General features: G+C 49.5%; 11 protein-coding genes and 1 riboswitch. Of the genes, 2 read left to right on the top strand and 9 right to left on the bottom strand.

The window, feature by feature from the left end; genetic code table 11:
- Positions 1-3: 3 nt before the first annotated feature.
- The 6 genes from DS739_RS06870 to DS739_RS06845 are packed head-to-tail and all read right to left on the bottom strand — an operon-like array spanning position 4 to position 7,330.
- Entirely contained in the window at positions 4-1,320 is a 1,317-nt protein-coding gene (locus DS739_RS06870) for an Hsp70 family protein (protein WP_035353744.1), read from the bottom strand.
- Positions 1,321-1,376: 56 nt separating this feature from the next.
- Positions 1,377-2,024 carry an SOS response-associated peptidase gene (locus tag DS739_RS06865; RefSeq protein WP_035353765.1) on the bottom strand — a complete coding sequence of 216 codons (648 nt, stop codon included), beginning with the start codon at positions 2,022-2,024 and terminating at the stop codon, positions 1,377-1,379.
- Between the two features lie 20 nt (positions 2,025-2,044).
- Entirely contained in the window at positions 2,045-2,791 is a 747-nt protein-coding gene (locus DS739_RS06860; RefSeq protein WP_006115489.1) for a DUF72 domain-containing protein, read from the bottom strand.
- A gap of 26 nt (positions 2,792-2,817) precedes the next feature.
- Positions 2,818-4,578, bottom strand: a complete 1,761-nt coding sequence (locus tag DS739_RS06855; protein ID WP_006115488.1) for an ABC transporter ATP-binding protein/permease — start codon at positions 4,576-4,578, stop codon at positions 2,818-2,820.
- A complete protein-coding gene (locus DS739_RS06850; protein WP_006115487.1) occupies positions 4,508-6,835 on the bottom strand; it encodes a TonB-dependent siderophore receptor in 2,328 nt (775 codons plus the stop codon). The genes DS739_RS06855 and DS739_RS06850 overlap by 71 nt, the downstream gene beginning before the upstream one ends.
- Before the next feature lie 57 nt (positions 6,836-6,892).
- Positions 6,893-7,330, bottom strand: a complete 438-nt coding sequence (locus DS739_RS06845) for a DUF2946 domain-containing protein (protein WP_035353767.1) — start codon at positions 7,328-7,330, stop codon at positions 6,893-6,895.
- A gap of 326 nt (positions 7,331-7,656) precedes the next feature.
- Here DS739_RS06845 and DS739_RS06840 point away from each other — a divergent pair, with 326 nt between their 5' ends.
- The gene (locus tag DS739_RS06840; protein ID WP_006115485.1) at positions 7,657-7,959 is read left to right on the top strand and encodes a hypothetical protein; all 303 of its coding nucleotides are present in this window, start codon (positions 7,657-7,659) and stop codon (positions 7,957-7,959) included.
- 73 nt (positions 7,960-8,032) lie between these two features.
- Here DS739_RS06840 and thiD read toward each other — a convergent pair whose 3' ends face one another.
- Complete coding sequence (thiD, locus tag DS739_RS06835; protein WP_369870007.1) at positions 8,033-8,737, bottom strand: bifunctional hydroxymethylpyrimidine kinase/phosphomethylpyrimidine kinase; 705 nt, start codon at positions 8,735-8,737, stop codon at positions 8,033-8,035.
- Positions 8,738-8,897: 160 nt separating this feature from the next.
- Positions 8,898-9,017: riboswitch (TPP riboswitch) on the bottom strand.
- A 178-nt stretch (positions 9,018-9,195) separates the two neighbouring features.
- On the opposite strand from thiD, the gene DS739_RS06830 reads away from it, so the two are divergent.
- Positions 9,196-9,729 (top strand): GNAT family N-acetyltransferase, encoded by a 534-nt coding sequence (locus DS739_RS06830; RefSeq protein ID WP_006115483.1) that lies wholly within the window; start codon positions 9,196-9,198, stop codon positions 9,727-9,729.
- A gap of 101 nt (positions 9,730-9,830) precedes the next feature.
- On the opposite strand, the gene DS739_RS06825 is transcribed toward DS739_RS06830, so the two are convergent.
- Together DS739_RS06825 and DS739_RS06820 are read right to left on the bottom strand one after the other, a co-directional pair.
- Positions 9,831-11,171 carry an amidohydrolase family protein gene (locus DS739_RS06825; protein ID WP_006115482.1) on the bottom strand — a complete coding sequence of 447 codons (1,341 nt, stop codon included), beginning with the start codon at positions 11,169-11,171 and terminating at the stop codon, positions 9,831-9,833.
- A 65-nt stretch (positions 11,172-11,236) separates the two neighbouring features.
- Complete coding sequence (locus tag DS739_RS06820) at positions 11,237-19,795, bottom strand: GH36-type glycosyl hydrolase domain-containing protein (RefSeq protein WP_006115481.1); 8,559 nt, start codon at positions 19,793-19,795, stop codon at positions 11,237-11,239.
- Positions 19,796-19,814: the final 19 nt, after the last annotated feature.

Genomic DNA, 19,814 nt, shown 5'->3' with positions numbered 1-19,814 from the left:
GAGCTACACAGAAGCCAACGCCAACCCTTCAGCAACAGAAACAAACTCCCCACCCAATTCAACCCGATCTTCTCCAAATCGAGAGGTAAAGAGTTGCCTAACTGCTGGCACAAAAGATGTGCCCCCAGTTAGAAACACCCGGTCAATCTGCTCTGGGGCCAGAGAGGCTTGACGAAGCGCTTGGTCAATACCTTCACCCAGTTTGGCAATATCTGGGGCAATCCACCGGTCAAAATCTGCACGAGAGACGGTTGTTTTAATATCTAGACCGGGCTGCGAGAAAGAAAGCTCAGCACTTTCAGCAGAGGACAAAGTGCGTTTGGTAGCGGAAACTGCGTTGTAAAGTTCCTGCCCATGCTGTTCACGAATAAGCTCGATCAGGCTTTTTAACTTTTCCGGTTCAGAAGCTGTTCGGGCAACATCTGCAATCTCGTTAAGAATACGCGGTGTGCGCATAAGAGAGAGACGGTGCCAGCGTGCTAGAGAATGATACCACTCAATAGGCACCGGAAGAGGCTCGCCTCCCATGATGCGGAACGTGCAGTCACGTCCAAGGTAAGGGGCCACAACATTATCAATAATACGGAAATCAAACTGATCCCCAGCCAACCCCACACCAGTATGGCCAAGAGGTTGCGCCCGTTGGTTGCTGGCGGGGTCAAAACACATGATCGAAAAGTCACTCGTGCCGCCGCCAAAATCTCCCACAAGCACTGTTGCGGGCCGATCCAACCGCTGCATAAAGCGCCAGCCAGCCGCTTCTGGCTCCATCATAATGCTAACATCGGCAAAGCCTGCTTGCGCAAATGCCGCTCGCAACCGAGCTTCACCCAAAGCATTATCTGCATTTTCGCCCACAAAATGGACCGGCCGCCCAACCGTAACATGGCATTCTGCCGGGGTAATATCTGTAAGCGCCATCAATTCCCGCAGGAAAGTGGCAATCAGATTTTCCAACGAAAGGCGCTGGCTAAATACCTGTGTCTCACGGAAGCTGGATTGAGCCAGGTAGGACTTCATGGACATGATAAGGCGCGTTTCGGACGGATCATCAAGATGCGCCTCAACAGCATAAGCGCCTACGGCACGTTGGAGCAGCCGCCTGCCACCTTCCATTTCTTGCCACAAAGTAAGGAGTGTGGGGCAGGTTTCAGAGGAACCACCATCCGGTGTGGGGAATGAAATGGTCTGGATGGTACGATCAGGACGTGCGATAACGATGACGCTATTGGTCGTACCGAAATCAATGCCGATCTGGATGGGGCGGGCTGAAATAGTCATGGCTGGCGGAAAATAGTGCCCACTTGGCATACTGTCTATGCCTCTGATGCGCTACTGCGCCAGATATCTGCGTTTTCCTGATAAAGAACGGGATATTAGTTCAGGGCATGAGTTGGAACAATCACCTTCAACGCACCATCCGACAGGGGCCGTTGCAGTTGAAGGGCTTCTTCTGCTGGCGCATTCATCCATATATCCAATTCTTCCGGCTGCGTGAGAATAACTGGCATAGCCTTGGGATGGATTGCCCCAACTTCTTGGTTGGCTTCTGTGGTCAAAAACCCAAAGAGGTCATCCGTTGTTTCTCCGTCCGCCAATTTGCGCACGGATGTCCACTGGCACCAGATACCCGCAAAAAATGCCAAAGGCTCATCATCATTACGAGCAAACCATATGGGTTGTGATTTACCATCTGGCAGGCGCGTGGGTTCAGAAAAAGCTGTAAGTGGCACAAGACAGCGATGCGCTACATGCTCCCAACGTTTCCACCACAGAGAGGCTGGGTGACGAATGTTGGTCACACCCCGGTCTACCTTATGCCCCTTAAGATAATTTGGAGGCGTAGGCATACCCCAGCGTGCCATCATCAATTCTCGCCCTTGCGCAGTATTGCGCACAATTGGCGCCATTGTGTTGGGGTAAATATCTGGCAAAGGCTGAAGATTGCCCGTGAGATTTACCGCCACCTTTGCAACCTTGCGAATGACCTGTGGGTTGGATGTCATGGAATAGAGATTACACATCTGCTTGCTCCAAAGGCGCATTAATCCATAAGATGACCATGCGGCTGCTTTAACGCTTCTATCAGTTCAAGTGCATTCTGTGTGGCTGCACCAAAGGTGGTATTATCATAAATTGTCCACACATCTGCGCCATCTGCGTTCAACGTAGCAACGCTGTTTGCATGCGCCTGCACAGTTTCTACACTATACAGTGACTCATAAATGCGCGGAGAGCCGTGTAGCCGAAAATAGGCGATCCCATTCCAACCTCCGGGCAGTGCTGCAGAAGCAAATCTGGCTGGATCTGCCGCAACCCGTGAGACATGCTGCCTTTTTAGCATTTTATCAACTTCTGGCTGAAACCAGCTCACATGCCTTGGTTCCAGCACAACAGGGCCGTTGATTATGACTTTTAAATCATGAAGAAACTGTTCTGCAATCTCTCCAGGATAAGCAAAATTTGGAGGTAGCTGAACCAGAATGGGGCCGCGCTTATTGCCTAAACCGCTGGTTTCCTCAGCAAAACGTGTAACAAGATCCTGACATCCCACAAAACGCTGCTCATGCGTAATTGCCTTGGGAAGTTTGATGGAAAAGCGGAAATCTGGCGGTACGCTTGCTGCCCAGCGCACGTAAGTTTTTTGCTGATGAGGACGATAGAAACTGCTGTTAATTTCCACAGCAGAAAAACGCGTACCGTAGCGTTCAAGATGCGTGCCGGCTGAAGGAAATTCTGCGGCAAGTTTGCTTGGAACCGACCAGCCCGCAACACCGATGCGAATAGGCATAATAATCTGCCTTACATGTCCTAAGGTTAAAAGAAGGCCCTGCCATTTTGCAAAATAATTTGTTTCTGGTGATAATCTTGCAGTGCTTTGTGATGAGTTACGCTGATAATTGTACACTGCGGCAAGAGGGTTAGCAGCGCATCGTAAAGGCAGCGTTCATTGGCAGTATCCATGGCAGACGTGGCTTCATCCAGAAACAGAATGGAAGGACGAAATAGAAAGGCCCGTGCCAAGGCCAAACGCTGCTGTTCGCCACCAGACAAAATATTCTCCCATACTTGCTCTTCATCCAGACGAGACACGTATTCCCCCAGATTAACCGCATGAAGGGCGGCCTCATAGGCGTGCAGGTTATGTTGCTCTAGGGGTAAGGGGTAGGAAAGGGCTTGCCGTAAAGAGCCCGTTGGTACGTAGCTTTGCTGCGGAACAAACATAGCCTTTGCACTGTTAAGGCACACATCTCCACTGCCATAAGGCCATAATCCGGCTAAGCTGCGTAAAAACGTGCTTTTTCCGCTGCCTGATGCACCATAAATAGCCCATCGCTCACCCGCTTGAAATGTTAGGCTGCCAAAGTCCAGCAATGTCTGCCCGGAAGGCAGATTCAGAACCAGATTATGGGTTGAAACTGTATTTTCATTTGTGGGTTTGCACACAATGCCTTGGATAGGCTTCTGCTGTATTATGCGTTCAAATTCAGCAAGACGTTGCAATGTAGAACGTAAACCGGCCAGATCCGTGTAATTATCAATAAACCATTGCAAACTTCTTCGAACCTGCATGAATGCGGCATTAATACGCGCATAAGTGCCAAACGTAAGTGCATGCGCCATAATTTTGGGCACAAGCAAAACCCATAAAATAATGGAAGCTGTTTGATTATAAAACGTTCCTACAAAATTAGCGCGCCATGTGTAATGCACAACCTTGCGCCAATTTTTGGCGATGTGTGCAAGATGGGTAGAAAACCGCAGATGTTCAGCGTCTTCCCCTTTATAAAAAGCAACCTGCTCAGAATTACGCCGCAAATCAAGCAGGCTTGCACGCAAATCAGCATCATAATGTTGTTGCTGATAATCGGCATGAACTAAGGGGCCACCTACTTTTTCTATAAGCAAAGAAACCAATACGGTAACAATAACTGTTCCAAAAAACAGATAACCGGGAATATGATAAACATGCCCCCAAAGCGGCACAGATAACGCGCCGCCGATTTCCCATAAAACAATAGAGAATGACAGCAGCGTCATAACCGCCTGAATAGCATCCAACCCCAGTTTGAGGACAAGGGTTGTCATTTGCGCAAGGTCATCTGCAATACGCTGGTCTGGGTTATCTGCCTGCGTGGCATCATGCTCCAAACGGTAATAGGTAGCATTTTTTAGGTAGCGTTGAAGATAGACCTTTGTGTTCCATAAGCGCCAACGCATGGAAAGGATCTGTGTCAGGTAAGTTTGCAGCACGTAAATGCCAGCCGAAAGAGCGCAAGCCGCAATATAAATCGGCAACATGCCCAAGGCGTTGCGCACATGGAACGCAAAAAAGGCATCAAAAAATTTCTGATCCCAAATACCCAACCATACGGCCGTACGCACATAAAGCAGAGAAAGCCCAATAATCAGGCCCAGCAGGCCCCATGCTTTCCACTTTTCTGCGGATACCCAAAAAGGAAACAGGATTTTCCAGTCCGAAAGAGAGTGGGAAGGAGAAGGTTTATCAGTACGTAGCACGAAGCGTTGCCATAAAATTACGAGGGGCTGCGGGAAAGTTGAACTGCCATATACCACTGGCGCGTTCGTAATAATGGCGGTTTGTCAGGTTATACGCATTTAGCTGCAGGCGCAGGTTACGGTTGATTTTATAACCAATCATGCCGTCCATTGTCATGTATCCGCCCTGTACGGTTGTGGCGTAACTTCCGCGTAGATTGCTGTTGGCATCTATGCCAACCCCTATGTTCAGGTCTTTCAGTCGTCCATCTGGCACAGTGTAATGCACCCAAGATTTGAACATGTGATGTGGGGAATAAACACCGCCAAAATCGCTTACGCGGGAATTGGAAACTTTGGTGTCCAGGTACGTATAACCAATAGACACATCCAGATTAGGCAGGATTTGCCCATCAATCTGCATTTCCCACCCTTGGCGGCGAATAGGCCCGGTAGTGACGTAAAATTGTGAATGCAGCGGATCTTGCACCGGTTGGTTTACGCTCTCCATCCGGAACAGTGCAGAAGAAACATTCAACCGACCATGAAAATATTCTGCCTTAAACCCCGTTTCAATCTGGTTGCCACGCTGGGGCGTTAGCCCGCCACCGCGATAGGTTTCCTTCCCCACAGAAGGAGTGAAAATACTGGAGTAACTGGCATACCAAGAGATATGGGGCGTAATTTGGTAAACAGATCCTAGGTAAGGTGTCAGCTCTCCATGTATATTGGATGTTGTCTGCCATTGTGTTGCTGGTGCAGGAGCAATATCGCGGAGTTTCTCGTAATAGCGTGAGGCACGTCCGCCCAGAATAAGGGAGAGCTTTTTAGTCAGCTCAAACCGCAGTTGGCCATAAAATCCCCATTGATAGGCGTAATCATCCGTACCCCAGCCATTGGCGTTTGTGGCATAGTTAAAACAGCTTGCCGCAGGTTTTTTAACAACATCCGTGTTGTTTATGCTCACATCGTTATAGATGGCGTTACAGTTGTTGTTGGCATACTGCGTAACCTGTTCGTACGAATTATAATTGAAGCCAAAAAGCGCATGATGCATGCGGTTTAGAAAATGGAAACTGCCTTGGGCATAAATATCCGCAGAGCGTGATGCATTCGTACCCTTAAAAGCGGAAATACCTTGATCCCGATACTGTAGGGTTCCTGTGGTGGGGTCTATCTGGTTCCATGGTTCATTATAAAGCGTGTTATAGCTTTGATCATAAAACGTGCCGCGCGCGGTTGCAGACCAATCCCCCCAGAGTTTCTGGTTAAGTGAGGCAATGGTCTGCTGTGTCATGTAATTGGAATATCCCCAGCGCTGGCTGGGGTTTGCAGAGCGGCTGCCAGACCATAACGTATTGGCCGTTGTAAGCGGCAAACCGTAATAAGGGGCCTGATTATCCTGCTGTTGCGCAGCGTGAGAAACCATAAAGGTAGTGCGCGGGGTTATATCCCACTCCAACACCCCATAGGTTTGCCATTTGCGGGTATGGGCGTATTTGTAAAAGTAATTATTATCTTCAAACAGATCCGCCGTGCGGAAACGAAGGGTTTTGGATTTGTTGAGCGCTACCGTCATATCCACATCTGCACGGTAGTTGTTAAAACTTCCAACACTGGCAGCGCCGGTTAGCGCAAAATCCTGCCCCGGTTTTTTGGTAACTTCATTTACAACGCCACCCGCGCCACCAGCCCCCTGCAAAAGGCCCGAAGACCCACGCAACACTTCGATACGATCATACATGGAAAGATCAAAACTGGCGTTATTCAGCGTTCCGGAAGCATTTGGCGTGCCGTCCACAGAAGTTGTAAGCTGGTACCCGCGTGAGTAGAAATTTGAATTGGCCGTAGAAGCTGGCATAACGCGAATACCGTTAATCTGGCGCATGGCGTCTGTCATTGTCAGCATGTTGGAATCTTCCATACGCTGCTGTGTAATAACAGATACAGACTGCGGAATATCCTTCAGCGCAACTGGCGTTTTCCCCCATGCTTCTATTGTTGGCGCTGTGTAGGAATGCCGGGTGCCAGATCCATATACGGTAATATTCTGATGGATTGTTTCAGCAGACGCATGATTTACCGAAGATGAACACGCGCATGAAGACCCAGAAGCACTGCACTTTTTAGGCGCATTGGCTGAGGTTGGCTTGCAAACGGTGGGCAGGGAAGCAGCCGAGGCTGGCGCACAAATAAGCGAAAGACCGCCTACCATAACCCCAAAACATGGGAGTATTCGAAAAATACGAGACATACATATCTGTCCTGACAGCGTCATACATAAAGGCTGACAGGGCAGGTTGATGTATCCAGCACATAAGGCTGGCTCCCGCATTAAGGCGGGAATAACAGTTGCTATATTACAAATAGCAGCCGCAAAAACGTGTTCCTGTCAGTAAAGACATGACAGGAGCAGAGGCGGCCCACGTGTATGAGGAAGACCCGTAAAAACACCAGCAGGCGGGGCCCGTGGCGCACGATCATGATAGATCTGCCGCTTTGCCAACAGCATAATGCTTAAAGCAACAAAAACTCCAATAAAGACAATATCGGGCAGTTGCAATAAGGGGCAAAGAGGGCAGAACCCGTTATCATCATGCGAATGGTGTGCGGGATCATGCCCTTCATCATCCGCAGGCATTACCATGGCATCATCCATATCAGGACATGCCGGGCTTTTAAGTGCAGGGCCAATATGAAGGCCAGTAAGGCGTTCAAGCGTAACACGGGGCATTTCCCCAAGCTGCGCATGGCTTTGAAGAAAAAGCTGCCCGACAAGCCCCACCATTACACAAATGGCCACCAGCCATCGGCTGGCAAACAGGCGCATTTTTGCGTGCATGGTGGCTGATCTAGACAAAAATCCTCTCCAAATTGTGCACTTGTTAAAGGAAGATAATTTGCCTTTTGTCAAGGAAGAGTGGTTGGCGTGATCATGTTACACGTAAAAAGCACGGTATAATCTGGCACAAGCCAGAGGTCAGCAGGGCTGTTCTGTTGTGTAGGCAGGTATAGCTGCTCCTATATCAAGTCTATCGCTTTTGCGAATGAAGGAGCGTAACCCAATAAAAGGCCTGCATGAGGCTTTTATCGGCTTCCTGTATTTCAAAACCGAATTCAGGCCTGATTGTTATTCCTACAAAAAGGAAACAAACCATGTCAGCTTACAGCATTTTACGGACTGCCATTGAACAGAAAAAAGCCGTAGCTTTTACGCTTCATGACAAGCCGCAGCTAGGCTCACCTCACGCTCTGGGCAAAGGGGATGGCGTAGAAAAGGTGCTGATGTATCGTGGTGTAGATACACACGAAAAGCGTGTACCTGCCCAAGGGCAGTGGGATTGCCTTGCCGTATCTGACCTGAACGATGTGAAGCTGCTTGCTGACGAGCCGTTCCACCAAGGCCACCCGGATGCCACACAGCGCGCTGGTATTCGTGAAGTGGATATCGAGCTTTAAGATCGCCCTGTTTATCGGCATCACTTAATTTGATGCCGATAAAACCCTTATACAGTTACCAGATGACTAAACATTATTTCCACAAATGATGGAAATGGTGCAGGGGGCCGTGCCCATGCCCGACATCAAGCATATCACTCGCTGCAAGCGCACCATGCAAATATGCTTTTGCTCCTCGCACGCTTTCTTCAACCGATTTAGAAGGGAGAAGAGCCGCTATTGCAGCAGAAAGCGTGCAGCCAGTACCGTGGTCATTACGTGTGCAGATGCGTGGTGCTGCAAACTCAATAATTTTTCCAGCGGAACCATAAAGCAGATCAACACTCTGCGTTGATCCTTCAAGATGTCCCCCCTTTAACAAAACCCATTCCGAACCCAGCTTGGCCAACTCTTTTACCCGTAAGCGCATTTCATCCAGCGTCCATACGGGGTGAGCATTCAGCAAAACACCTGCTTCTGGCAGGTTGGGGGTAATAAGCGTTGCAAGCGGCACCAAAAAGTCTTTGATAGCACTTACCGCGTTGCCTTCCAGCAGGTGATCTCCACTTTTGGCCACCATAACAGGATCAAGCACAATATTTTTTGCACCATGATAATGCAGGCGGTCTGCAATAACCTCAGCAATGCTGCTGTTGGGAACCATCCCTATCTTCACCGCATCCACCCGCACGTCATCAAACACGCTATCAATCTGTTCGCCCACAAATTGCGGGTCTAGGGCCACAAAAGAACGCACGCCTTGAGTGTTCTGGGCCACCACAGCCGTAATGGCCGCCATGCCATACGCCCCATAGCCGAAAATGCTTTAATATCAGCATGAATTCCAGCGCCTCCTGTGGGGTCGGTGCCGGCAATACTCAAAACATTGGCGATCATGGTCAGGCAATTCCCTTTTCGCAAGAACGTAGCTTCCTGCCGCGAAACTCCAGCAAAAAAGGATAGGGTGGCCAAACCTGTCCCTTCGCCGGCATAACCCGGATCAGGTTCAAAGGGTCATTGCGCTGCCTTTTGGCCCTGCAATATCTCAGCTCCATGTCGGAGCCCCCCTCGGTAACACGCAACGTATCAGGGCAAGGGGCTTTATGCACGTAATATTAACAGTAGGTTTGGAGGGCGTCTTCAGTTTTACAGCGGCCTGTGTGATATCCATATCTTTGACACCATGAGAGGCAGGTATTCTTAGAATTACGGTATAAAAGAAATTAGAACAGGCTTTTTACGGAATAATGACTATCCATGACTTTTAGCATACGTACGGCGTGTATTAAGGATGCGCCTGTTCTTCCGCTCATTGAAAAATCCGCCGCGCAGATTTTTCGGCAAATTCCTTCATTAAGCTGGATAGCCGATCACGCCGTTTTGCCGGTGGATACGCATCTTGCTGCCATAACCACAGGCACAAGCTGGGTTGCTATTGATAAGCAGGGCCACCCAATTGCTTTTCTTTGTGCGCAAATATACGCGCAGGAATTGCATATTCTAGAAATATCCGTTTGCAAAAAAGAGCAGGGGCGGGGCATAGGCACCGCGCTGCTTTACACGGCATGTAGTTGGGCAAAAGCATATGGCCTTAGAGCCGTCACTCTGACGACTTTTCGTGATCTACCGTGGAGTGCGCCTTTTTATGCGCGTCTCGGTTTCAAGATACTTCCAGAAGGCTTAATAAGCCCAAGGTTAGCTGCTATATTACAGGATGAGGTAAAAAGTGGTTTTTCCAAACAAACCCGCTGCGCTATGCAATTGAGCCTGAGCCACTTTAAGCCCGCATAATCTGCTACAAGCCTTTTATAGCACAAATGGCAATCAAACAGCCGCAAAGCGTAGTATCCCAGCCTTATACATTGAAATGGCTGGGATATTCACACAGATTTTTATTTTTGCAGTACAGGCGCAGAAATGGCGACGCCGTTTTCCCATGTTTCAATAATTTTGTCGGCATTTGCAATGTTGGTTGCGGGGTTACCGGTAACAACTAACACATCAGCCCGTTTGCCCGGCGCCAATACGCCACGGTCAGAAAGATCCAGCAAATCTGCTGCGTTCTGTGTGGCGATATGAATAGTCTCTAAAGGTGTCAGGCCGGCCTGCACTATAAGGGCCAGTTCCCGATGTTCTGCTACGCCGGGCACTCGTAAAGGGGTGGCACCGCTATCTGTGCCAAAGCCGATTTTTACGCCCGCATCATGCAATGTTTTCAGGTTTTGTAGGTTCATTGCCAAAGATGTGCGGGCAAAATCGACCTGTTTGCCCGTTTTGTGCTGCGCCTGCCATGCTGGATCGTTAATCTGTTTTTGTAGAGGGCCAGAAAGACCGGCTGTTGCAAAGGGTGTTTGCGTCCACGGTGCGCGATCAGCCCATGCTGTGGTGGCTTCATCAAGCTGAAGGGTGGCAATATACCAGATCCCGCGGGCTTTAAGCGTTGCAATCAAATCCGGTGTAACGGGTTTGTCTCGTATGCCGTGGGCCAAAATATCCACTCCGGCGGCCACAACATGCTGAGCGTCTTCCAGATCATGAATATGCGCCGCCACACGTAGCTTGCGTTTATGGGATTCCTCTACAACGGCGGTAATAACATCTGGGCTCATTTTAACAGGCAGTGTGCCATCAAAATCATCAACCCAGATTTTAACCAGATCCGTGCCTTCATCTGCCATTGTGTCCACGGCTTCTCGGGCTTCATTGGCGGTTTTCGGGCGGAAAAGCTGGTTGGGTGCCACATTCACAGGCGGCGCACCATTGGGAACACCAATACCTTGATCAACACCGAACAGATCAGCCGGGGTTTTACCCGCATGTGCTTCCTTACGGAGCGGATCAAACACATCTGGCACGTTATTACCCAGCGCCGTAACCGTGGTAACACCATAACGACGATACTGACCAAGCGCCGCCATAATATTGGCGCGTGTATAAAACTGAGAACCCGTGGTAACGCCCTCATACTGTCCAACGTGGCTGTGATCGGAAATAATGCCGGGCAGAACGGTATCTCCTGCACGATCCAGCACTTTGGCATCTTTGGGAATATCCACCTCCTTGCCCACCGCAAGAATATGCTCTCCCTGCATCACAAGCGTTCCATCTTCTATGGGGGCTGCTCCGGTGCCATCCACAATACGCACATGCGTAAGCGCAATAGGGGGAGATGAGGCAGCAAGCACCGGCGTTGTTATAAAAAGAGCAGTTGTGATGAAAAGCATACGGCGCATATTGATCTCCCTAATAGCGTCATAAACGGCAAGAAAGTGATATTCGTTCCATGTTTATCAGATATTCATGAACCAAGGATCACTTCTACTTTATGTAAAAGCCCATCATCTTTCATATTTATTTCATGCGTCATGTAGCTTTGCACGCCATCTATGGTGATCTTTCTTACACCATGGCAAACATGATCCGGGTTTTTTACCAGAATACTGTAACGCGCTGTTTTCCACTGCAATGTTACCTCAAACTCTGGCCAATGCTGCGGAATGCAGGGGTCTATCAAAAGCTTGTCCCCCTGAATGCGTACACCAAGAATGGTTTCGGTTCCCACCCGTTGCATCCAACCGGCAGAGCCTGTGTACCAAGACCACCCACCACGCCCAACATGCGGGGCTTCAGAATATACATCAGCCGCAATAACGTAGGGTTCCAGCCTGTAACGCGCGGCTTGTTCCGGTGTTTGGCTATGGGTGATGGGGTTAAGCATATGGAATAATGTTTGGGCCAGATTGCCATCGCCTAAAGCTGCAATGGCCATAACTGTCCATAACGCTGCATGGGTGTACTGGCCGCCGTTTTCACGTATGCCGGGTGGGTATCCTCGAATATAACCGGGGTCTGACATGGCTTTATCAAACGGTGGCGTAAGCACAAGAATAAGTCCGTCCTGCTCCCGTACCAACCGATGAACGGCAGAGCGCATGGCATGGTTGGCCCGTTCTGGCGTGGCTGCACCAGAAAGTACAGACCAAGATTGAGAAATGGCATCTATCTGACATTCCGGCATGGTGTGAGAGCCCAGCGGCGTGCCATCATCAAAATAGGCTCGCAGGTACCAATCTCCATCCCATGTGTGTTCCAGCGCCTTGGCCAGTTTGCGGGTATGCTGCTGCCATTTATCAGCCCGCATATCTTCATTCCGAGCGCGGGCAATGGGGATAAATATCTCAAGTGTGGTGTAGAGGAACCAGCCAAGCCACACACTTTCCCCTCGGCCCTGTTCTCCTACACGGTTCATGCCATCGTTCCAGTCTCCCGTGCCCATGAGGGGAAGGCCATGAACGCCTACAGCAAGGCTCCGATCAAGCGCACGGGCACAATGCTCAAACAGTGTAGCACTTTGTGCCGAGTGCGCTGGCACCATAAAGTTATCATGCTCGGTTATGGGCAGCGGAGGGGCTTCCAGAAAACCAATAGTTTCATCCAGAACAGCAAGATCCCCCGTTGTGTTAACGTAATGCGCAACCGTGTAACCAAGCCATGTGCAATCATCCGAAATATGGGTGCGCACGCCTGCTCCTGTCTGCGGGAGCCACCAATGCTGTACATCGCCTTCCACAAACTGGCGGGAAGCGGCCCGTATCAGATGCTCTCGCACCAGAGCAGGGCACGAAACCGCAAGGGCCATGCCATCTTGTAACTGGTCTCTGAAACCATAAGCGCCGCTGGCCTGATAAAAGCCTGCGCGTGCGCGCACGCGGCTGGAAAGTGTTTGGTACAACAACCAGCCATTCAGCATGATATCCATGCTGCGATCTGGGGTTTTAATCTGAATAGAACCGCAAATGCTGCGCCACTGCTGTTTGACATCATCCAGAACAATATCCAGATCAACCGTCCGATAACGGGCAATCATCTGCCTGGCTTCAGCCTCGTTTTCCGCTTCTCCTAACAGGAAAACAATTTCTACGCGGCCATCTGCGGGCAAGGTGACTATGGTTTGCAAAACACCACATGGATCAAGCCCAGCACCGGTGCTTCCCTGCACGGTATCGGCTAGTGTTAAGGCATACGGGCTATCAAGCGTGCCATTTCTGCCAACAAAGGTTGTGCGGTCTCCCGAAATGGCGGTTACGTAGCCACCAATATCAGCAAAGGCAACGCGGCCTCCGTAAACGGCACTCCAGCGATTGTAAGCAAATAGTGCTCCCGTAGCGTCATCTATTTGCGTTGTAATGAAAGATGCTGTTTTGGCGCGTGCCGTCCCAAGCACCCACTCAACATATCCGGTAAGAGAAAGCGTGCGGGCATGGCCTGATAGGTTGTGCAGTTGAATGCGAGAAATCTTTATAGGGTCTTTTACCGGCGTATATTGCAAAAGCGTGCTGGCTATGCCGTGTGCAATACGATCATACTGCGTATAGCCATACCCATGCCGGCTGACATAGGTGGCATCTATATCTCGGCGGATAGCAGCCGTTGGGCTCCATAATACTTTGGTATCTTCATCCCGCAGGTAAAAAACTTCGCCCGGTTGGTTGCTGACAGGATCATTAGACCACGGGGTAATCTGGTGCTCACGGCTGTTTAGCGCCCATGTATAGCCACTTCCTTCGGCAGAAGCCTGAAAGCCCGCAGTATCATTGGCAATAACATTAATCCATGGGGCAGGCGTTGTGCGACCGGAAGCGAGTACAACCACATATTCCTGTCCATTCTGGGCAAACCCACCGTGACCATTGAAAAATTCAAGCTCAGGAATATCGGGCACCTTGAACGCACTGGGTGTAAACACATGCGGTGTTTGAAACAGAACAGATTTAGGAGCTTCGGCCACATTGGCCTGATCAAGCTGTTCTGCCAGCCCCTTATCTGCCGAAAGAACAACGCGGGCAGCTGCCAATAAAAGATTCTTTACCGGTGTGGAAATCAGATCTGCCCGCAAAATGCAGATAGAGCCCGCGACAGTTGCCCTTTTGGGCATAGAGCGCACAAGATTTTCAAGCGTGTTCTGTAGATCTTGTAAGTAGGACGATGGGTGCTCATTCATCAGCACAAGATCAACAGCAACTTGTTTCAGCCGCAAGTATTCATGCGCCAGCAAAACCTGCCGGATAATATCTGTATCTGGCGTATCCTTTACGCGCAAAACCACTAAAGGCAGATCACCAGAAATACCTTGTTCCCATAGTATTGGCTGGGCAGCCATACCTTGCATGATAACTGCGGATGATGCGCGCAAAGCAGCATTTGCAAACAGAATATGGCCCGCCAAACGCTGGAACATATCTGCTTCTGCTGGGGTAATATCAAAATGTCGGAACTGAATCTGCGCTTGTGTCCAGGCCAGTGTGCGTGCGCGATCCAGCGCGGTATCATCCTGATGCACCTCAATCAAGCGCTCCAGTTCCTGACGGGATGACGCAACCATTGTCCAAAACGTTATCCGTGCTGTAGCACCGGGCTTGATGCTTACGCGGCTACGAATAGCAAAGCAGGCGTCCAGCACCGTGCCGGTTTGCCCAGATAGTTGTGTTTTACCCGTTAAAGCCGCAGGAGATCGCGCTGTGCGGCTGCGCCCAATAAACTGCGCACGGTTTGTTTCCACCGTGATTGGGGTAGAGCACACGGCTACATGCGCAGCCCAGATTTCAGGCTCATCGGGGGTACGCCGCCTACGGGTTGCTATAAGGGTTTTGGCTTCCGGCAGGTAATCTGTTTCTACAAATAGTTTGGTGAAGGCCGGATGCGCGAGATCTGAATCTGGGGCAAGCAAAGCCAGTTCTGCATAGGATGTGATATCTATTTCAACACTATCATAGCCAGCATTAAAAACGCTCAGATAGCGTACATCAGCATCATCTTCAGCAGAAACCATGACCTCCACAGTTGTTGTTAGAGAGCCATCGCGCCGGGTGAATTCGGCGCGATCTTCATGGAAAACACTTACGTAATCATCCGGCTCCTCTCCACAGGGCTGAATGCCAGCAGACCATACTTTCCCGGTCTTTACGTTTTTCAGGTAAAGATAAGACCCAAAGTTATCCAGTGTTGGATCTTCCCGCCACCGAGTAACGGCCTGTCCCTGCCACATTGTGTAGCCAGACCCCGCTGCTGTGAGCATGACGGTATAACGACCATTGGAAAGAAGGTGCGTAATGGGTGCGGGCGTATAATCCGTGCCGTAGTACCTACCAGATGCCGCTTGTGGCAATTCCGAGCGCGGCAGAGGATATTCTTCTATTGGCAGAGGATGAGCCACAGCGCCTGTGCGTGGCGCACGTTCTTGCAATAACAGCTCGGCCGAGGCAATCACGGGGTCATCATGGAAGCGCTTTCTCATGATACCGTCCAGAACTGCATCTGCCACGGAAAGAATGGACATGCCCTGATGGTGTGCCATGTAAGCCTGCACAATAGCCATTTCCTGCCCATCCGGCACACGCTCCGGGGTATAATCCAGCGCTTCGTAAAAACCGTAACGACCGTGTGCCCCTGTTTTTTCCAGAACAAAAAGATTGGCAACAGCTTTTTGCGGATCAACCATAGCGGCCAGCAAGGTGGCATAGGGGGCTACAACTCTATCCTGCCCAAGGCCACGTTTTAACCCCAGCCCCGGAACGCCAAAGTTTGAGTATTGATAGGTGTAATCAACATCCCGCACATTATAGGCGGATTCCGAAATCCCCCATGGAATATTGTGAGACTGCCCATAAGCAATCTGGCGCTGCACAATAAGCGCGTTAGTTTGCTGGAGCAGGCTACCTATAGGCGCACGCATAACCAGAGAGGGCATAAGATATTCGAACATGGAACCCGACCACGAGACCAATGCTGCTCCGCTGCCAGCAGAGGTTAGGGCACGACCCAGACGGAACCAATCCCGCGCAGGAATGTCTCCTTTTGCAATGGCAAAAAAGACTGCTAGCCGAGATTCAGAGGCTAACAGATCATAACAGTTACTATCGGAGATATCTTCAGTAACAACAAACCCGATAGACAAAAGTTTGCGTGCAGGATCACGCAAAAAAGCAAAATCCATGCCGTACGCCAGCATGGTTGCTTTGCTCTGCAATGCTTTCAGCCGGGTTTCAAAGGTCGTGTTATGCGTATGATCCAAATCACGCAAATGGCTTTCAAGCGCTTTTAATGGCGCCACACACCAGAAAAGTGGGTCTGACGTTGTTTGTTCTTCGGCTGCATTGGTTTCTGCATAAAGATGGGCTGCGTGTTCTGCTATGGTTTGCGCCTGTTTCAATAATGCTTGCAAACTCTCCTCTGTTTTGACTTCAGGGGCTGCCAGAACAGATGTTTTTAACCGCGCGAGGGCTCGGATAAGAACTTTTTGCTGTTTTGTATTCTGCAGCCGTTCTCCATTGCGGAAGGTAAGATCTGTAATGGCAAGGGTAATGGCATCTGCTATACCTTCGCGCCACATGGAAGGTTGGGCCGTATATGCAGTCCACTCACAACAAGCACGTGCCAGCGCAACAAGGTGACCAGCAAAATTACCGCTATCTACAGTAGAAACATATAAAGGAGCCAACGGCTCCAGATCAGCCGTACTGTACCAATTATACAAATGCCCTTTATATTTTTCTAATTTATCTAGTGTTTTAAAAGTATTTTCAAGCCGATCTATTGTATCAGCCAAGCCGTTCCAGCCAAAATCATAGGCGCTAACTGTGCATAAAAGATAAAGCCCTATATTGGTAGGCGATGTACGTCTGGCGATAACAGGAGAAGGAACTTCCTGAAAGTTGTCTGGCGGAAGCATGTGGTCATCCGCCGTTACAAATTCTTCAAAAAAGCGCCATGTATTGCGGGCTGTAAGACGTAAAGTGCGAATATCTGTGCGGGAAGGCCGCGATTGGGCCGTTAAAACGGCTGCGCGACTTGTCCATAACCCAATAGCAGGAGAAAACGCCCACAGAATAGCCAGAGGGCCAATAAAAATCAGGTTTCCCACATCCTGCATGGTAACTTGTAGAACAAGAATAACCGCAATAAGTGGGCCAGAGAGCATTTTCAGGTAATATTGTTGCAATCCGGACTGTAGAAGATCCGCCGTTTGCGCTGCTGGCACCCATTGCAGCAAATAGCGCCTTGTTACAAAAACACGCCCAAGGGTACGGATAATGGCATCACCTAACAAACAAGCCTGATGCACCAGAAACGTGACGTTAAGTGCCGTCATAACAACGGCATTGGAAATGGATGCCCCCAAAACATTAAAATAACTACGAAAACTGATCCACTCCCGGCGTGGCGCAATATCGGGAATAACTGGCAAAAAAGCAGGTATCGCCATAATCAGAAGGATAAACAGTGTCCAGATACCAGCGTTTTCTGGCAACAAAACCCAGCAGATAATCAAAGCCAAAAGCGTAAAGGGCGCGCATAAGGTGCGGCGCAGATTGTCCACCATTTTCCAACGCGCAATTCCAGATAAACTGTTGCGTGGGGAAGGGGTGCGAAATATGCCTGAAACAATCCAGGGAAGTAGCTGCCAGTCTCCTCGTGTCCAACGATGGAGCCTTTGGGCTGCAACCAAATAGTCTGTTGGAAATTCCTCTATCACCTCAATGTCAGAAGCCAATCCGGCGCGCGCAAAAATACCTTCAAACAAATCATGGCTTAAAAGGGTTGCTTCAGGCACACGCCCAGCCAAAGCGGCTTCAAACGCATCAATTTCGTAAATACCTTTGCCTGCATAAGACCCTTCTCCAAACATATCCTGATACAGGTCTGATATTGCAGATGAATAGGCATCTATACCGCTAGACGCGGAGAAAATACGCTGGAACAAAGTGCTTTGATGCCCGATAGGCAAAGATGGCGTAACACGAGGCTGCAAGACGGCATAACCTTGCTGCACACGCCCGGTTGTTGCATTAAATTGCGGCGCATTAAGGGGATGTGCCAGTTTACCCACCAGTTTTTTTACTGTTTCAAGGGGCAGACGTGTATCGGCATCCAGCGTGACGATATATTTTACAGCTTGTGGAATATTCTGGCGGCATTCTGCCAAAAAAGTGGTGTCAGACGCACCATGCAACAGGCGGTTTAGTTCATGCAGTTTTCCGCGCTTACGTTCCCACCCCATCCATACACCTTCACTCTCACTCCAAACCCTATGGCGATGTAGAAGGAGGAACCTGTTGCCATCCGGCACAGATCCGTATTTTTCGTTAAGATGGTGAATACCGGCAGAAGCTAACTGGAAAAGTGCATCATCTTCTGGTGCAGATGCCTCTGAATGATCAGACCAATCTGTTAAAAGCGCAAAGTAAACACCGCTATCATGAGTGGCCAGATAGTGGACTTCCAAGCGGGATAAAAGTTCATCCACCGTTTTGACGTTGGTAAGAAGGGCAGGAATAACCACCATTGTACGCAATTTTACGGGAATACCATCTAAAAGCTCCAACCCCGGCAATGCCGTTACCTTGGCAACACGCAAAGCCAGCCAGTTGATGCATGCAACGGCTGCTTCCAATGCGGGTGAAAAGGCCAGAACAGCCACCAACAAAACCCACGGGAACCAAACATTTTCCTGAAAAGAAAGCCACACCGGTCCAGCCAGAAAAATAAGCGCCAGCATAAACACAACCACGGCATAACCTGTAATGCCGCTTTGGCAGAATGTTTGGGCCAGTTTTCTGGAAAGATTGGAACGAAAACCTATAGAGGCTTCCAGAATGGAACGCCCTTCCATCACAAGATAATAACCGGGATCATTCTTGCGTTGATCAAACGCATTGGAAGCAGCAGCTTCTTGCGCTAAAAAAACAGCCTTCTTGGCAATATCAATTTCATCAACAGTGCTGCCATAAGCCAAATCCTCAATAGCTTTGCGGTAGAGATCTCGGCTGGCAAAATCTGCGCATGTAAAACTTGCATATTCTGCAAATACTGTATCAACCAAGCAAACTTGTTCAAAAATCTCTGCCCAATCAGATTCTGCAATATGTCGCAGACTGGTAATAATATTTCGAATAGTGGCGTTAAAAGCACCCTGCGTTTGTAAATACTCTTGAATTCCTTGCTCAATATCTGTTTTTTTATCTGCCAAGCGCTGTTCTAACCACACAAGAACAGGATTTTTTTCTGGATCTATACCTCTTGAACGATGTGCAAGCTGCGCCGTAAATGCTGGCGTAATAATGCGTGGGTCTATTTGGGATAATATGGCGGACAATGCAGCAGCATCGTTCTTTCGGGCGGATGCAAGCTGATCAGCCAAAAGATCAGCCGCTTGCTGGCTTGCGTGGCTATCTATAATGGCACTTACAATGCGGCGCAGGTTTTCTATTAAAACAATGCGCAAGGTAATGGGAACAGCCCAAAGCTCACCTATCGTAAGCGGGGCAACCGTTTGATAGGCAAGCAGAAACTTACGCAGAAAATCTGGCTGTAAGTAACTGTCTGTATGCGCAACAAAAGCCCACGTAATGCCAAAAACGCGCGGCAAACCAACAAAAGGGCCATTCGCAAGTTTGGGAAGGCGCGTATAATACCCACTCGGCAGATCCAGACTGGTCTCTCTAATCTGCATATCAATAAGGGCATAGTTATCTGCCAACCACTGGGCTGCTGGCGGCAGCAGTCGGCCCCTTTGGCTAGCCTTGGTAACAGTTTCATTGGCCGCTGCAAGCAGGGCGGCATTTTCAGCTAACCTGCGTTTAAGGGGTTGTCCGCGTCGGTTATGCTTGGCGGGTACAACAGCCTGTGCGGCCGCCAGGCTTCTGGCATGAGCCTCCAAGCGTTCAATACCAAAAATTTCGCTTTTTATCGGGAAGAGGTCATCCTGTATGTGAACGTGAATGTGCCCCCCAAACAAACGGCGCAAAAATGAACGTCGGGCATTTTTGGGGCCAGTATCTGATAGTTGTTCTGTATGCATGTACCAACTCCCTGATAAG

The organism is Acetobacter sp. JWB, from assembly GCF_003323795.1.
GTDB lineage: Bacteria > Pseudomonadota > Alphaproteobacteria > Acetobacterales > Acetobacteraceae > Acetobacter > Acetobacter oryzifermentans.
This window is presented reverse-complemented; position numbering and strand designations above follow the sequence as displayed.

Coding starts and splice junctions, on each gene's coding strand:
- DS739_RS06850 (WP_006115487.1), bottom strand. CDS start 6,835: ATGCGGGAGCCAGCCTTATGTGCTGGATACATCAACCTGCCCTGTCAG.
- DS739_RS06860 (WP_006115489.1), bottom strand. CDS start 2,791: ATGCCTATTCGCATCGGTGTTGCGGGCTGGTCGGTTCCAAGCAAACTT.
- thiD (WP_369870007.1), bottom strand. CDS start 8,737: ATGGCGGCCATTACGGCTGTGGTGGCCCAGAACACTCAAGGCGTGCGT.
- DS739_RS06830 (WP_006115483.1), top strand. CDS start 9,196: ATGACTTTTAGCATACGTACGGCGTGTATTAAGGATGCGCCTGTTCTT.
- DS739_RS06825 (WP_006115482.1), bottom strand. CDS start 11,171: ATGCGCCGTATGCTTTTCATCACAACTGCTCTTTTTATAACAACGCCG.
- DS739_RS06820 (WP_006115481.1), bottom strand. CDS start 19,795: ATGCATACAGAACAACTATCAGATACTGGCCCCAAAAATGCCCGACGT.
- DS739_RS06840 (WP_006115485.1), top strand. CDS start 7,657: ATGTCAGCTTACAGCATTTTACGGACTGCCATTGAACAGAAAAAAGCC.
- DS739_RS06845 (WP_035353767.1), bottom strand. CDS start 7,330: ATGCGCCTGTTTGCCAGCCGATGGCTGGTGGCCATTTGTGTAATGGTG.
- DS739_RS06865 (WP_035353765.1), bottom strand. CDS start 2,024: ATGTGTAATCTCTATTCCATGACATCCAACCCACAGGTCATTCGCAAG.